We start from the raw sequence: 14801 nt of genomic DNA, 5'->3' as shown, positions 1-14801 counted from the left end.
CCTTGGTTTTTAGATGAAACGGCACGTATTTTAGCCCCGCGACCTTTTCTACGACTTTTGGTGTTACGGTTTTGTCGTATTTGTAGCAAAACGGGCATGCGTAGCTAAAGACCTTAACCAGTGTGTTTTGCTCTACGGGTAGCGGCTTTTGCAGCTTTACATAGTCCTCGCCCTCGGTAAACGCAGCTGCGCTAAGGGCGCCAAACATCGCGACTGCTAGAAAGCCTTTGCTAAATTTAGAAAGTAGGTTCATGGAGTGCTCCTTAAAATGATTTTGTTTGCGTTAATTTTATATCCTCTCGCCGCCGCAGAACTCACGCTAAGATAAATTTTAGATTAAATTTATAAAATTTCGACTAAATTTTGGCACAAAAGATAAAATTTGAAATTATTTTTTACAATTAAGCAAGTTTTAATAAACGCGTGATTTCTACGTTAGCGAGGTTGATTAAAATTACGGTATCAAACCAATTCAAAGGAGAATAAGATGAAGCGAACTCTTTCCTCATTTGCGCTAGCTGTGGCGCTTTTAGGCGGTCTAAGCACGGCAGCACTGGCTATCGGCGGACCTAGCGGCGCACACATCGACTACGGTATCCCCGGCAAGATCGGCGAAGTGGTCGTAAACCCGTACGACATCGCGCCTCTAACGGCGGTCATCAAAAACGGCGGCTACACGCTAGCAAACGCCAAAGTCACTATCGTGCCAAAACCGGACGGTCAAACGATCAGCTATAAAGTCGCCGACAAGCACCTTCGCACTCATGGCGGAATCCCTGTTTTCGGACTTTACCCTGACTATCAAAACACCGTCGAGGTCGAGTATGATAAAATTTATAAGGGTGGGACCGAGCACGTAAAAGAAACCTATAAAATTTACGCTCCGGCGATCTATTTGGAGAGTTCGGGCATGCCGTCTCAAAAGGGCGCGCTGTTTGATAAAATCGAAGTCGTAAAGGCTCCGAGCGCCAAATTTGCCAACCGACTCTACTACGTAAATAACTTCGTAAATAAAACCGGCAAGGGCACCAAAGTCGTGTGGAACAACCCCGCAGGCGGCGCGATCGAGTGGAACTACAGCCCGAACAACTTCGTGCTAGACACCAAAGGCGAAGTGCGCTGGTATTTAGAACCTAGTAAAATTTACGACCTCAAGCAGCCTTTTTCCGCGGGCGTCATGATGGGCTTTAAGCAAAACGACGACGGCGCGATGACGTGGGGCTATGGGCAGCGATACGCCAAATACGACATAATGGGCCGCGAAATCTTTAACCGCGAGCTACCTGCGGGCTACAACGACTTCTCGCACTCTATGGACGTAGCGCAAAACGGACACTACTTCCTGCGCGCGGCAAACGCCAACTATAAACGCGCCGACGGTAAAAACGTCCGCACCGTGCGCGACGTCATCGTTGAGGTCGATAGAGACGGCAACGTCGTGGATGATTTTAGGTTGTATGAAATTCTCGATCCGTACCGCGACATCGTGCTAAAAACTCTCGATCAGGGCGCTGTGTGCCTAAACATCGACGCTAGCAAGGCGGGCCACACCGCTAGCTCGGACGAGCTAGCCGCGATGGATACGAACGAAAAATGGGGCGACATCGTGGGCTCGGGCCCTGGACGCAACTGGGCGCACGTAAATAGCGTGGATTATGATCCAAGCGACGATAGTATCATCATCTCCAGCCGCCACCAAGATGCTGTCATCAAGATCGGCCGCGACAAAAAAGTCAAATGGATAATGGGCGCGCACAAAGGCTGGAAGGATCAGTTTAAGGGCTACTTGCTCCAGCCTGTAGATAAAGACGGCAAAAAAATCGTCTGCGAGGACGAGTACTCAAAATGCCCTGGCTACGAGAGTGAAACGGGCGGGTTTGACTGGCAGTGGACACAGCATACGGCTTTCCGAATCGACAGCAAGTCCAAAAAAGGCGTCGTCTATCTCACCGTCTTTGACAACGGCGACACCCGCGGTATGGAGCAGCCTGCGATGGCGGGTATGAAATACTCCCGCGCGGTCGTTTATAAAATCGACGAGAACGCTAAGACCGTCGAGCAGGTCTGGGAATACGGCAAACAGCGCGGCAGCGAGTGGTACAGCTCTGTTACTTCGCTAGCGCAGTATCAAGACGACCTAGATAGCGTGATGGTTTACTCCGCGGTTGCCGGCATGCAGTTTGACATCGTCAAAGGTCGTCCGGTAGGCGTACCTAGCCCGCATATCAACGAGTTTGAATGGGGCGCGAAAGAGCCGTCAATCGAAATCAAAATGACCAATGCGATGGGCTATCAGGCGTTTCCGTTTAGTCTAGAAAAGGCGTTTGAAAAGTAAAATTGAGCGGCTCCCGACCGGTGCGCTTTGGGGCCGCTTTCGGTAAATTTGGATTTTTGCGCTTGCGGCTCGGTTAAATTTGCCCGCTCAAATTGATGGGTCGCAGGCTTTAAATTTAGATCAAATTTGACGCCCTACCGCACTCGCTCGGATACGGCAAATTTGACCGCAAGAGGTAAAATTTAGGCTCGCGTTTCCATCCTTTGCGATAGTCTAAATCTTACCTTTTCCTGCCAGGCGTTTGGGAAAATAGGACTCCGAAAGACAATAGCAACGCCTAAACGCTTGGATTTTTACTGCTGCTTAGATTTACCCGTTTGCTTCATAAATTTCGCTCAGATTTTTAAAATTTACACCCTTGTTGCCGTAAAACCGATATAATCAACAAAAACGACGGAGGCGAAATATGCAAAAATTTGTCGAGCAAAAATTTATCGGCGAGCGCGCGATGTTCGGCGCAAAGGACGCAGAGTTTGAGCGGTGCGGGTTTGCGGCAGGCGAGTCGCCGCTAAAGCACGGGCAAAATTTGCGCCTAAAAAACTGCACTTTCGAGTGGAAATATCCGCTGTGGTACACCAAAAACATCGCCGTGGAGGACGGATTTTTACTGCAAATGGCGCGCGCAGGCATCTGGTACGCGCGGGAGGTTAGCTTTAAAGATACGCTAATACAGGCGCCAAAATCCTTCCGCAGGTGCCAAAACGTAAGGCTAGAAAACGTAAATTTGACCCAGGCTGAGGAGACGCTGTGGAGCTGTGCGGACGTAGAGATAAAAAACGTCTGCGCGCGCGGGGATTATTTTGCGATGAACAGCGAAAACGTGCGCGTTTATGGGCTAAATTTGGACGGGAACTACGGCTTTGACGGCTGCAAAAACCTGCTCGTCGAGGATAGCAAACTGCTTAGCAAAGACGCCTTTTGGAACTGCGAGAACGTGACCGTGCGAAATAGCTTTATAAGCGGCGAATACCTCGCGTGGAACAGCAAAAACGTGACCTTTGAAAACTGCGTGATAGAGAGCTTGCAGGGGCTTTGCTACGTGCAAAATCTCGTGCTGCGCGGCTGCCAGACGCTAGATACGACGCTAGCCTTTGAGTATTCAAGCGTGGACGCGGAAATTTTAGGCGGCATAGCTAGCGTGAAAAACCCGCTCTCAGGCGTGATAAGGGCAAAAGAAATAGGCGAAATAATAATGCAAAAAGAGTGCGTGGATCCGGCCGCTACTAGGATAATTTTAGAAAAATAGCGGTTTTGCCGGCTCGTATTTTCACTTATACTTATGCTTGCGGTCGCAACTGCAAACGGAAGAAAATATCGTCCAAACTCGGTTGCTACTATATGTATCCTGCTGGGCTAGTTTCCGCTTCGTATACTTGTTGCGAGCATAAGCGTAAAGTAAAAAGTAAAATGCTTCGCTATATTGTTTTTTATTTAAAATTTGAAGTCAAATTTGGATTAAAAGTCTGCGGTCAAATTTGAGATTTAAGCCGTTTTTGGTTTAAATTACCCCCTTAAACTAAATAATTAAATTATTTAAAAAGGAAAAAATATGTCGTTTTTTGAGAAATTAAAACTAGCTTTTTACACGATTTGTCGCCCTGAAAAGCTTATTTCGTTTAGGTTTGCAAAGCCTGATCCGCGCTACACGCGCGAAGCGAATTTTACCCTAAAATACGGCGTCCTTAACGCTCATCAAAATATGAACGCCGTCACGATCGCATATAATCGCTTGTGCGAGCAGCATGCGGGATTTAAGCCGCTTTTTATCATCGAAAACGCCCCGCAATGCGAATACACGAATATGCACGCAAGCTCTAGTTACGAGATGCTTGACGAGGAAGAGTATAGCGCGCAAAATCCGGACGCTCGAGACTTTCCGGCTGCTGAGTTTCGTTTAATGCTAAGCAAACTAAATAACCCTGAGCATAAGACGGAAGTCAGCGAATTTTACGGTAAATTTAGCCTAAACTATCCCGATAAATTAAAGGCTTTAGAATACCTAAATACCCGCGATTATAACGCTCTTGACGAGGATATCGACGTGTATCTGTGCCCTTGCGAGCGCAGTACGGACGTATTTGCGAGAATGATTCAGGGGTATTTTGCGGACGATTTTGAACCTGAGCAGACGTATGCGTTTATTTTGATGATGAACGAGCGATTCGGGTTTGAGTTTATCGGTATCGGCGCGACGTTAATGCTATTTTATCGCCGTAAAAATTTAAGCGACGATAAGGCCGAGGAGCTACTGCAAGAGCTGGCTAAAATTTACGATACGCCTTACGAAGCAATCAAAAAAGCTCTGTGGCATAGCGCGTTTGGATCTCGTAAGACGCTCGTGCTGCCTTTTGCCGAAAACATCGAGGATGCAGTGACGGAGAAGCTGTAAATTTGGGGTAAAATTTACCCCGAAAACTCAAAATTTTAAGCCCAAATCTTAAACATTACAAAATTTTAAAGAAATTTTAGCTACACTCAGCAAATTTTATGAAAAAGGATGCCAAATGAACCCTTCCGAATTTATCTGGATGGATGGAAAATTAGTCAAATGGGAGGACGCCAAAGTCCATGTCCTAACCCACTCGCTTCACTATGCAAACGCCGTATTTGAGGGCACAAGAGCGTATATGACGGATAAAGGCTTAGCGATATTTCGCCTTAGCGATCACACCGCGCGCCTACTAAAATCAGCCAAAATGACGATCCTAAACGTCAAATACACGCAAAAAGAGCTTGAAGACGCGCAGGTCGAGCTACTTCGCGCAAATAAATTTAAATCAAACGTCTATCTACGCCCGATCGTTTACCTAGGCTACGGCGTGATGGGTCTAGCTCACACCAAAGCTCCCGTAAATACGGCAATCGCTGCATGGGAGTGGGGTGCGTATCTAGGCGAAGAGGGGCTTAAAAAAGGCATCCGCGTGAAAATTTCAAGCTTTGCCAAACTAAACGTCGGTGGTCAAATGAGCCGCGCGAAATCAAGCTCGAACTACCTCTGCTCGCAAATGGCAAACTACGAAGCCAAAGAGGCCGGCTACGACGAGGCGCTACTGCTTGATAGTGAGGGCTACATCTCCGAGGGGCCGGGCGAGTGCTTTTTCATCGTGGAAGACGGCGCGCTCATCACTCCTCCAAACGACAGCAGCCTAGCTAGCATCACGCAAGATACCGTCATCAAAATCGCTCGCGACCTAGGCATCGAAGTACGCAGGGAGCGCATCACTCGCGACCGCGCATATACTGCGGACGAGGCGTTTTTTACGGGTACGGCGGCTGAGGTCACTCCGATAAGCAACATCGACAACCGCGTTATCGGCACGGGCGAGCGCGGCACGGTAACTAAACGCCTACAAGACGCGTATTTTGACGTAGTTTACGGACGCAATCCAAAATACGCCTCGATGCTAACTTACATTTAAGGAACGAAATGCCAGCAGATTTGAACGATTATTTTAATAAAAAACGAGGCTCCGGCGGCGGAGACGATAACGGCGGCGAGAGCAAGGGGCCAAAAGTAAATTTTAAAACGCCTGATTTTAAAGGATTTGGCAAAATTTCGGCCTTTGCCTACGTCATCATCGCGCTCGTGGCCGTGATCGCGCTCACGCAGCCTTTCGTCACGATAAACTCAGGCGAAGTGGGTATTAAGTCAAATTTGGGTAAATACGACCCGTCTCCGATGCAGCCGGGACTACACTTTTTTATCCCGTTTTTGCAAAAAGTCATCGTGGTCGATACGCGCGTGCGCCTCATCAACTACACTTCGGGCGAAGATATGGGCGAAGCGGCGCAAAAGTACGGCGCACAGGCTCAAGCGGGTATCATCCGCAAAAACTCGATCTCCGTTTTGGACGCGAGAAACTTGCCTGTTAGCATCGACATCACCGTGCAGTACCGCCTAAATCCGGAAAATGCGCCTCAAACGATCGCGTCTTGGGGGCTTAGCTGGGAAAATAAGATCGTCGATCCCGTCGTGCGCGACGTCGTGCGCAGTATCGCAGGCAAATACACCGCCGAGGAGCTTCCGACGAAGCGAAACGACCTAGCCACGGCTATCGACGAGGGTATCCGCAAGGACATCGACGCGCAGCCAAATAAACCAGTCGAACTACTAACCGTGCAGCTGCGCGAGATTATCTTGCCTGAAAAGGTAAAAGAGCAGATCGAACGCGTACAAATCGCTAAACAAGAGGCCGAGCGAACCAAGTACGAAGTAGAGCGCGCAAATCAAGAGGCGCTCAAAAAAGCAGCCCTCGCAGAAGGTACGGCAAAGGCCGCTATCATCGAGGCTCAGGGTCGCGCGGACGCCGCTAAGATCGAAGCCGACGCGCAGGCATACGCAAACAAAGAGGTCGCAAAAAGCCTCGATCACAATTTGCTAAATTTAAAGCAGATCGAAACGCAGGCTAAATTTAACGAGGCGTTGCGCGAAAATAAAGACGCGAAGATATTCTTAACGCCTGGTGGAGCGGTGCCGAATATCTGGGTGGATACTAAGGATAAGGCGAAGCAAAGCGCGATAACGCAATAACTTTTGCTTGAAGCGGCTCGCCTTTTTGCGCTTTGCGGGCGAGCGCTTTTTCGGGGGTTTTGTTTCTCTTGTGGTTACAATCACAAGCAAGAGTCAGGTTTGTCGCTAAATTTGGCCAAGTAACTCCAAAATCATTTCGAAACAGGCGAAGTTTTTTGCGAAGCGAAATGTTTTTGCAAAAAACTTTGCCTTTTTATACTTAAATTTGAAGTCAAATTTGGGATTTAAAATTTGCCCGCACGCCGAGCCAAACCCGTAGCCGAAAGGAAATAAAATGAAAATAGATTGGGAAAAAGTAGGCGGTCTTTTGCCTGCCGTCGTTCAAGAAAGCTCGAGCGGCGAGGTTTTAATGCTTGCTTATATGAACGAAGAGGCGTTAAATTTGAGCCTAAAAACGGGCTTTGCGCACTATTTTTCGCGCACGAAAAACCGCATCTGGAAAAAGGGCGAGGAGAGCGGAAATACGCAAGCGATAGATGAGATTTTCCTAGACTGCGACAACGACACTATACTGCTCAAAGTCGTTCAAAACGGCGGCATAGCCTGCCACACCGGCGCAAAATCATGCTTTTTTAGAAAGATTTCGGGAGACGGCGGCGAGTCAAATTTAACCAGCGCCGACGGGCAAAATTTAAACCAAGCCAAAAGGCCGATCTACGGCATAATCGACGAGGTTTATCACGCGATAATAGACCGCAAGCTAAACGCCGATCCGCAGACCTCGTACGTCGCGAGCTTGTTTAAAAAGGGCGAAAACGCAATCCTAAAAAAAGTTGGCGAGGAGGCCACGGAGCTCGTGATGGCGTGCAAGGACGCCTCGGTGCGCAAAAACAAAACTGTGCAGTTTAACTCTGCCGCAAACGGCGATCAAATTTCGTCAAATTTAACCCAAAACGAAAATTTTGCTAAAATTTCAAACGAAAACGCCGCAAACAAAAACAGCCAAGCCGAGACGTCTCAAAACCAAAAGCCAAAAACGCTGACCGAGGAGATCGTCTACGAGGCGGCGGATCTATGTTTTCACTCGCTAGTGGCGCTGGCGCTACACGGAGTGCACCCCGACCGCGTCAAGGCCGAGCTTGCGCGCCGTTTCGGACTAAGCGGCATAGAGGAAAAAAACTCGCGAAAAGGTTAGGGCGGTCAAATTTGGCACGCTTTATGCAGGAGGAGTTTAAATTTGGCTCGCCGCAAGGCAAACGAAGCAAAGAGGCAAGATGATAAACGAACTAAAACAGGGCTTAAATTTCTATCTGATGCACCTTGGCTGGGTGGATTTTGCCGCCTATATCTGGATGTTTTTGACCTTTTTAGCGCTCGTTTCGCTTTGCGTCTATGTCGCGTCAAAGTCCTTTTTTGCGGGCTTTGCGCTGATGATCGTCACTATCGCAGGGCTTGGGTGCGGGGCGTATTTTATGCCTAAGCTTTTAGATGAAAATTTGCGAACCCGCTCGCTCGAGCTAGTCTCAACCAAGCAGCTTGAGTACTCAAATACGCTGCTTGTGGATCTGCGCCTAACAAATCTCTCAAAAAAGCCGTTTAACTACTGCGAAATCGGGCTTAGCTTTTACAAAAACTCGGGCAATACGCTGCGCCGTTACGCAAATGAGCTAAAGCCGTTTTTGAGGGAAAATATCGTGCTAAAAGACGTGCTAGACATAAACGCGACGCGCGAGATCACGCACGTGGTAAATAACTTTCGCGCACAGGACTACAACGTAACGACAAGTTCGGAGTGCTTTTGATGGAAGGGTATTTTAACGTATTTCACCTCATCGCGCTTGCGGTTTTGGCGCTACTATCGGTGCTTTTTGCGTTGATAGCGCGCGGTGAAAAAAATCCGAATTTTTTTAAAATTTACATTGCGATAAACGTAATAGCGACGCTGACGCTTGGATATTTTTTTATGATGATCGTGGATAAATACACCAAAAAGGCCGTGCTGACGGAGTTTTCAGGTCACCGCGTACTAAGAAACGAAACCATCGTATTTAAGGGCTCGCTGCGAAATACGGGCGAGTTTAGCATCGCAAACTGCGATCTGACCGTCAAACTCATCAACAACCCCGTGAGCAAGGACACGATCGCGGGCTCTATCTTTAAGCCTAGCGGACTATCGCTATTTTCGCGCGGCGAGGAGCGCTCAAACGTCGCGGAGATCACCGCTAGCGTCGCTAAAAATATCGCGCCAAAACAAATACGAAATTTTAGCCTCTCTATGCCGTACCCGTCGTACTTTGCTAATACCCAAACGATAACGAAGCTCGAGTGCAGATAGGGCGCGGGTAAATTTGCCCGAATATTCTACTTTTTATCAAAATTCGTCAATATTTTGCCTAGTTTTCTAAGAAAATACGCTTTTGGCTTGTTTCTTTGCGAATGCGTTTTGGGTAGTGTGTTTATGAAATTTTGAGTAAACTAGCTGCAAACTACGACATTTTTAAAATACCCATACTTCAACCTTTGTCAAAAAGCAGGCTCTCTTTTTATACCAAAAAGAGAGTCCTAAAAAGCAGCTCCAGCTGGTCAAAAAACGCTTTAATCCAAAATCGTTAATCGCCCCTCGACGTCTTGCCGAATAGCTTTGTGCGTGCTTAAGTACTCTTCTAAAATATCTAAGCAAGAAGTAGCAATCATCTTGGGAGTACCGAAAGTTTTTACATGTTCAAAGCTAACGCCAAAAAAGCTTTCTAAATTACAGTAATGGTAGTTTTGTAGACCGATCGTGAAAATATCGTCATCTGCTATTTCTATTCCACGATAAGTTAGGCTAATGATTTCTTGGTTGGAGCGCGAATAGGCGAGTTTTAGCCCCTGCGATAACTGATAAAATTCCGTTGTTCCCAAAAAGGCGTCGTCTCGCAGTAGATAGCGCATAATTTGGCGAAAGGTTCGCCCGTCCGCTCTGAACATATAAACGCCGTCATCATAAGGAAAAATCTCGACCAAACCGCCGTAATCCACGATCGGTCCTAGCTTTTCGCCCCGAATACTGCCTGAGCCAAGCAACATAATATCTATGCCTAGGCTGTTTTTTAAAATATCGGCAAACAAATTTCTCAAAGCCGTTTCGGTGTTGCGCTGCGGGTGCGTTAGCGGACAGCTAAAACGGGTGATGACGCGAGTATATTTTTGATCGGTTACGCTCTTATATTTTCAAATCAAATTCTCTATTTGCTCATCGACCGGGCAGTATTTGTCGTTTATGGGGATACACTGCCATTTATAGCTTTCGATGCTGTTGGTGTCTGTATTGACCACGATATCAAATCGTCCGATCTGGTCGGTACCGACGCCAGCTTGCGCAATCAAAATATCATTGACGACGCAAGGCTGCTCCATCAAGGTATGGGAATGCCCGCCGATAATCAGATCGACGCCCCATTCCGGTCGCAACATAGCGGCTAGCTCTTTATCAGCCTCAAAACCGATGTGAGTTAGCAAAACCGTAAAATCGATATCGATTCGGTTGTAGGTGTTGCAGATTCGCCCGACCTCTCGCGCCACCTCTTCGATTCCGATAAAAGAGCCGATCAGGTAGTCTTGCTTGGTCTGTGCTAAAACTGCATCGGTAATGATACCGATAAAAAGGATTTTCATGCCGTCAAGCTCCATGATGTAGCAAGGCGGAAATAGACGGGCGTGATTGGTTTTGATAAACAAATTTGCGTTTATGATGGGAAACTGGGCACACTTTTCAATAAAAAGCAAATGCGGTATACCGTAATCTAGCTCGTGATTACCTACCGTAGCGATATCTGGCGCCAGGGCGTTCATGATCTCGATCGTAGAAATCCCTTTATACTCCGAATCGATAATCGAGCCTCGAAACATATCGCCTGCGATAGCGTAGATGACGTTTTTCTCGGTTTGGCGGACTTGATTTATATAGCTGGACAGCATAGAGACGCCGCCTACTAGTTTGTCGTCCACTTGCTCGGCCAAAAAGTCTCCGTGCAAATCATTGGAGTGAAGTAGTGTTAGTTTTTTTAAATTCGGTGCGGGATTCATCTGGTCGCCTCCTTAAAGGAAAAAGCGGTAAAAACGAAAAGAATTTTAAGTGGTAAAATAAAATGTTTGCAAACCATAAAACACTCTCCTTATAGAAAATTTTATCGGTTCCTGATTCTTTTTTATTAGATTGCTCTCTTTCATGCGTCTTGCTTAAACTAAAACCGTTTTTAGTAGAAAATTTAAAGTCGCATATTTAACTAAAAATTTCGCAATCTTTTAGTTTATTTGAGCCGAGAGCAAATTTAAACTCGGCTCAAATTTAAATTTATTTACGATTTTTTATTGTATCTAGCCACTTGCAACCGTCTTGATCGCCTCCGTCGCAAGCCTTCTTAGCGATTCCCTCAATTCTTTTGCAAGTTGCAGTATCACCTAGTTTGCATGCTTTGTATCCATATTCCATCGCTTTGTTATTATCTCCCCTTACGAGGTCTAAGGCATAGAGGCACGTATACGCGAGCCCGTATTCGCAACCTTTGTCAAAAAAATACAACTTTTTTCCGGATCGTTAGTATATTTTACAGCCTCGTAGCATCCTTGTCCATATCCGTATTCGCAAGCTTTTTCGTAAAAATACAGCTGATTTTTCGGATCGTAGTTGTAGGAGCTTGCTATCTGGAAGCAAGCTTCGCCGTCCTTTTTTTCGTCGCAAGCAGATTTTTGTTTTTCTGAAGCTTCTTTTTGCTCGGCGATACTAGCAATCTGGCCGCAAGCGCGTTCAAATCCGATTTCGCAAGCTTTGTTGTAAAAATATAACTTCTTTTCCAGATCGTTTCTGTAATAAGTATCTGCCAGCTCAACGCAACTATAACCGCGCTTTTTTTCGGTACAAAAAAACTCAAGCCTCTTGCTCATGCCGCCTATCTTGTCGCATGCCGGGCCTTTTGGATTGTGTTTGCAAGCCATGGTATAAAGTTCTGTGGCTTTTTTATCGTCTTTCATGCCGTATTTATCGCTTTCATAGAGTGCGGCTAGATTGGCGCAGCCTTCTGGATATTTATCGTAGCAAAGTTTTTCTAAAATTTCCTTACCCTTTTTGATATCTTGTTTCATGCCTACGCCGTCCGTATAGAAGTGGCTCAGGATGGGGCACATACTATATATGCCTCTTTCGCATAATCCTTCATATAGATTAAACGATTTTTTATAATCCGTCTCAACGCCCTGACCGTAATAATACATATAAGCAAGATGTACGCAGGAGGTATTGTCTTTTCCGTCATCGCAGCCTTTTTTTGCATACTTAAACGACTTTTCATAGTTTTTTTGTCTGTGTGCGATGGAGGCTAGCGTGCCGCAACTTTTAGCATCTTTTGCTTTGCAAGCCGCATCGCGTTTCTCCTCAAGCTCTTTTGGATAGCCCTTGTCGCAGCATAGTTGGACCTTGTTTTTTGAATAATCGCAGCACTTTTTGTAGTACTCCGTGACCGTTTCCGAATCGCAAGGCATGTCCGGCTTCGTAGTATCGTAATGCTTCGCGAGTCGTTCGCAAGACAACCAACTTTTCTCTTTCAGGCAACCCTCTTTATCGTAGGCGAGAGACTCTACGGTTTTGCCGGCCGATCTTAGTTACTCTGCGATTACAGTACTGCTTTCCGCATGAGCGGATATTGTAAACAACGCAACAGAAAGGATAAAAACTAGTTTCTTCATAGCTATCTCCTTGTGTGGAATTTGTTTATTATTGATTATACTATATTTTACTAATAACGAGGTTATTTTTAGGATAAATTTAATGATTTCTTTATCTGTATTATTTTTGCGAAATTTGGCAAATATAAATATTTTATACTGAATTATTTTGAGCGCTTGCTGAGATTGACTGAAAGGATATATTTTTAAATTAGGCTCACACAAGGGAGCGGTAAGTTACGTTTAGAACTGCATTCTTGAAAAGTAATGAGCGTAGCGAATAGAATTTAGATATAACGCTAAAAATACACAGGAAAGCTATATCATAAACTGTTGAAATTTATAAGAGAGAGTCCGTTTAAGTTTAATTGGGCCTAAAATTTATATTTGTATTTTTATGTAGCCATTTAATATGTATAATAGTATATATGTTAATCATAATATATACTATTGCTACATGAATAGTTAAATTTTGAAAAACGCCCATAGCAAGCATCCCGAGTCTATCTGACACCCATTCTGAAAATATACTGCTATTTATTAAGTAGCCATTGTAATTTATATACAGAGCATATCCAATAAATATAACACAAAAGATAGTTATCATACGCTCTTTTTTACTGCTTTCAATTTTAATAAATTTTTCAGGAAATATTCCTTTATTAAGATATTCATATGTTCCAAAAAACTGCTTAGCCTCATGATTTAATTGCGGCGATTGCATAATACACCATATTAATATCATAAGACATACCAGCCATAAGTAGCTAAAATAAAATTCACATAATTCAGGTAAATTGCTTGCATTAGAATAGTATTCTATATTTGGAAAAATATTTTTCATGATGTGTGTAAAAAATTTTAGTAAAGGCAGTAAGCTCATTATGTGGTTTGGCAAAATAAAAATAATAAGCAACAAAGCTACGTGCACATATAGTGAAGAAATAAAGCATTTACCGAAATAGTTATTTTTTCTAAATTCAATATACTCTTCTTCTAATGTCTTATCGGGGTTATTTGGCATTATTAAACCAATCCAGTATAAAAATATAAAATGAAATAATTATACTGCTTCTTAGCTTATTCTATACTTAGCACGTAATGCTGATTACGTTGATTTTATTCAATATTATCATTGTTCGGGTTTGGAGATTTTCAAGCTACTATCCATTTACGGCTAAATTTCTATTACTAGGATTTAAAGGAGTAAAATTTCCAAACAGTTCGCTTCCTTCATCTATGATATCATTTGAATTTCTATCGTGGACCAAAAGACTGCCTTCTTTTTCTGAAATATTTTCCATTACTACTCCTTAAAATATATTTAAAACTAAATTTGAAAGTAAATTAAGAGTTTTTTATATGCTTATATTTTTAGTTTTTATATGGCGATAACTGTTTTTATGAAATAGAACAGCTAAATTCTAATATTTGAAATATTTATAGTTCCCTTCAAACGTTATGTAAAAGCAAGATAAATCTACATACACTCGTCTTGCAATCTAAAATTTTCATCGAACAGTAAAGTAAAATCAAATTTATAGAAAGTATTGCGTAAAATAAAACAATTCTGAAAAATTGTACCACTTTTTATCAAAAGTGTACTATGGTTTAAGAAAAAAATCAAAGAAAGGAAAACTGCAAAAGAGGCGGTTTAAATACCGATAAATAAAGCATTTATGGTGTCACGGGGGAGACTTGAGCTAATGGCGTCCGGCTAGGATCGCCAGAGATCTTAAAGCGGCTCAAGATCAAATTTTAAAACTTAGAGAGAAAAACAAAGAGCTCAAGGAGATAGCGCAAGCATACCAACACGAAGCAATAGAGCGAACGTCGAACAAAGGTGTTTTAGTTAAAGGTAATCCGACTGCCAAGGAGGTTGTATTTAATATTCCGTTTGTCGATAAGAAGCCGACGGCAGAACAACTCGATAGGTAATAGACCAGACATCTAAAAATCAAAAGAGTAATTAAAATATCTATTTTAATGCCGTCATGGTATTTAGCAAATATCAAAATGCTAAATAGTAAAGGCGCAGCTGTTATATGACGGCGTAAACTTAGGATGCGTTGGAGTGATTTAAAAACAAAAGCTATATAACCAATGACTTGATAAAAATTTTGAGTGGAAGTTATGAAAAAGCAATTGCTGACAATTGATATAAATATAGACGAAAATCTTTAAAGAAATAGAGCCGACGATCAAATCTCAAATAGATGGGGATATCTCACTGCAAGCCCGAAAGCTAGCCAAAAGGCAAACCCAAAACCTACAAATGCAAAAGATTAAAAT

The 14801-nt window shown here is 44.0% G+C and carries 13 protein-coding genes and 1 pseudogene; 8 read left to right on the top strand and 6 right to left on the bottom strand.

Annotated features, from left to right (window positions below; genetic code table 11):
- Positions 1-253, bottom strand: a pseudogene (locus Q0386_RS05375) (thiol:disulfide interchange protein); the annotation flags it as partial.
- A 234-nt stretch (positions 254-487) separates the two neighbouring features.
- Between Q0386_RS05375 and Q0386_RS05370 the strand changes: the two are divergent.
- The 8 genes from Q0386_RS05370 (at position 488) to Q0386_RS05335 (ending at position 9141) form a co-directional block, all read left to right on the top strand.
- A complete protein-coding gene (locus Q0386_RS05370) occupies positions 488-2335 on the top strand; it encodes an aryl-sulfate sulfotransferase (RefSeq protein ID WP_299028145.1) in 1848 nt (615 codons plus the stop codon).
- Between the two features lie 406 nt (positions 2336-2741).
- Positions 2742-3581: a DUF3737 family protein gene (locus Q0386_RS05365; RefSeq protein ID WP_299028142.1), complete on the top strand. Its 840-nt coding sequence runs from the start codon at positions 2742-2744 to the stop codon at positions 3579-3581.
- 303 nt (positions 3582-3884) lie between these two features.
- Positions 3885-4724: a hypothetical protein gene (locus Q0386_RS05360; RefSeq protein ID WP_299028139.1), complete on the top strand. Its 840-nt coding sequence runs from the start codon at positions 3885-3887 to the stop codon at positions 4722-4724.
- 115 nt (positions 4725-4839) lie between these two features.
- Entirely contained in the window at positions 4840-5754 is a 915-nt protein-coding gene (locus Q0386_RS05355) for a branched-chain amino acid transaminase (protein WP_299028136.1), read from the top strand.
- Between the two features lie 8 nt (positions 5755-5762).
- Positions 5763-6866, top strand: a complete 1104-nt coding sequence (locus tag Q0386_RS05350; RefSeq protein ID WP_299028133.1) for an SPFH domain-containing protein — start codon at positions 5763-5765, stop codon at positions 6864-6866.
- 274 nt (positions 6867-7140) lie between these two features.
- Positions 7141-8001, top strand: coding sequence for a bifunctional phosphoribosyl-AMP cyclohydrolase/phosphoribosyl-ATP diphosphatase HisIE (gene hisIE / locus Q0386_RS05345; RefSeq protein WP_299028130.1), 861 nt, complete (start codon positions 7141-7143; stop codon positions 7999-8001).
- A gap of 79 nt (positions 8002-8080) precedes the next feature.
- Positions 8081-8608, top strand: coding sequence for a DUF2393 family protein (locus Q0386_RS05340; protein ID WP_299028127.1), 528 nt, complete (start codon positions 8081-8083; stop codon positions 8606-8608).
- On the top strand, positions 8608-9141 hold the full coding sequence (locus Q0386_RS05335; protein WP_299028124.1) for a DUF2393 family protein: 534 nt from the start codon (positions 8608-8610) through the stop codon (positions 9139-9141). Before Q0386_RS05340 ends, Q0386_RS05335 begins: the two co-directional genes overlap by 1 nt.
- A 260-nt stretch (positions 9142-9401) precedes the next feature.
- Here the strand turns inward: Q0386_RS05335 and Q0386_RS05330 are convergent, their stop codons facing one another.
- From Q0386_RS05330 to Q0386_RS05310, 5 genes are all read right to left on the bottom strand, one after another.
- Positions 9402-9980: a 5'-nucleotidase C-terminal domain-containing protein gene (locus tag Q0386_RS05330; protein ID WP_299028148.1), complete on the bottom strand. Its 579-nt coding sequence runs from the start codon at positions 9978-9980 to the stop codon at positions 9402-9404.
- Positions 9981-10019: 39 nt separating this feature from the next.
- Complete coding sequence (locus Q0386_RS05325) at positions 10020-10874, bottom strand: bifunctional UDP-sugar hydrolase/5'-nucleotidase (RefSeq protein ID WP_299028121.1); 855 nt, start codon at positions 10872-10874, stop codon at positions 10020-10022.
- Between the two features lie 435 nt (positions 10875-11309).
- Positions 11310-12326: a tetratricopeptide repeat protein gene (locus Q0386_RS05320; RefSeq protein WP_299028119.1), complete on the bottom strand. Its 1017-nt coding sequence runs from the start codon at positions 12324-12326 to the stop codon at positions 11310-11312.
- Positions 12327-12873: 547 nt separating this feature from the next.
- On the bottom strand, positions 12874-13533 hold the full coding sequence (locus Q0386_RS05315; protein WP_299028116.1) for a hypothetical protein: 660 nt from the start codon (positions 13531-13533) through the stop codon (positions 12874-12876).
- Positions 13534-13672: 139 nt separating this feature from the next.
- Entirely contained in the window at positions 13673-13813 is a 141-nt protein-coding gene (locus Q0386_RS05310; RefSeq protein WP_299028114.1) for a hypothetical protein, read from the bottom strand.
- Between the last annotated feature and the right edge of the window lie 988 nt (positions 13814-14801).

The organism is uncultured Campylobacter sp. (genome assembly GCF_938045625.1).
In the GTDB taxonomy this organism is placed as follows: domain Bacteria; phylum Campylobacterota; class Campylobacteria; order Campylobacterales; family Campylobacteraceae; genus Campylobacter_A.
Note: the sequence above shows the minus strand (reverse complement) of the source record. Positions and strands in the feature narration are given on the sequence as shown.

Bases quoted from the DNA above. Each gene is read 5' to 3' on its own strand.
- Q0386_RS05370 (WP_299028145.1), top strand. From the start codon at position 488: ATGAAGCGAACTCTTTCCTCATTTGCGCTAGCTGTGGCGCTTTTAGGC.
- Q0386_RS05365 (WP_299028142.1), top strand. From the start codon at position 2,742: ATGCAAAAATTTGTCGAGCAAAAATTTATCGGCGAGCGCGCGATGTTC.
- Q0386_RS05360 (WP_299028139.1), top strand. From the start codon at position 3,885: ATGTCGTTTTTTGAGAAATTAAAACTAGCTTTTTACACGATTTGTCGC.
- Q0386_RS05355 (WP_299028136.1), top strand. From the start codon at position 4,840: ATGAACCCTTCCGAATTTATCTGGATGGATGGAAAATTAGTCAAATGG.
- Q0386_RS05350 (WP_299028133.1), top strand. From the start codon at position 5,763: ATGCCAGCAGATTTGAACGATTATTTTAATAAAAAACGAGGCTCCGGC.
- hisIE (WP_299028130.1), top strand. From the start codon at position 7,141: ATGAAAATAGATTGGGAAAAAGTAGGCGGTCTTTTGCCTGCCGTCGTT.
- Q0386_RS05340 (WP_299028127.1), top strand. From the start codon at position 8,081: ATGATAAACGAACTAAAACAGGGCTTAAATTTCTATCTGATGCACCTT.
- Q0386_RS05335 (WP_299028124.1), top strand. From the start codon at position 8,608: ATGGAAGGGTATTTTAACGTATTTCACCTCATCGCGCTTGCGGTTTTG.
- Q0386_RS05325 (WP_299028121.1), bottom strand. From the start codon at position 10,874: ATGAATCCCGCACCGAATTTAAAAAAACTAACACTACTTCACTCCAAT.
- Q0386_RS05320 (WP_299028119.1), bottom strand. From the start codon at position 12,326: ATGCCTTGCGATTCGGAAACGGTCACGGAGTACTACAAAAAGTGCTGC.
- Q0386_RS05315 (WP_299028116.1), bottom strand. From the start codon at position 13,533: ATGCCAAATAACCCCGATAAGACATTAGAAGAAGAGTATATTGAATTT.
- Q0386_RS05310 (WP_299028114.1), bottom strand. From the start codon at position 13,813: ATGGAAAATATTTCAGAAAAAGAAGGCAGTCTTTTGGTCCACGATAGA.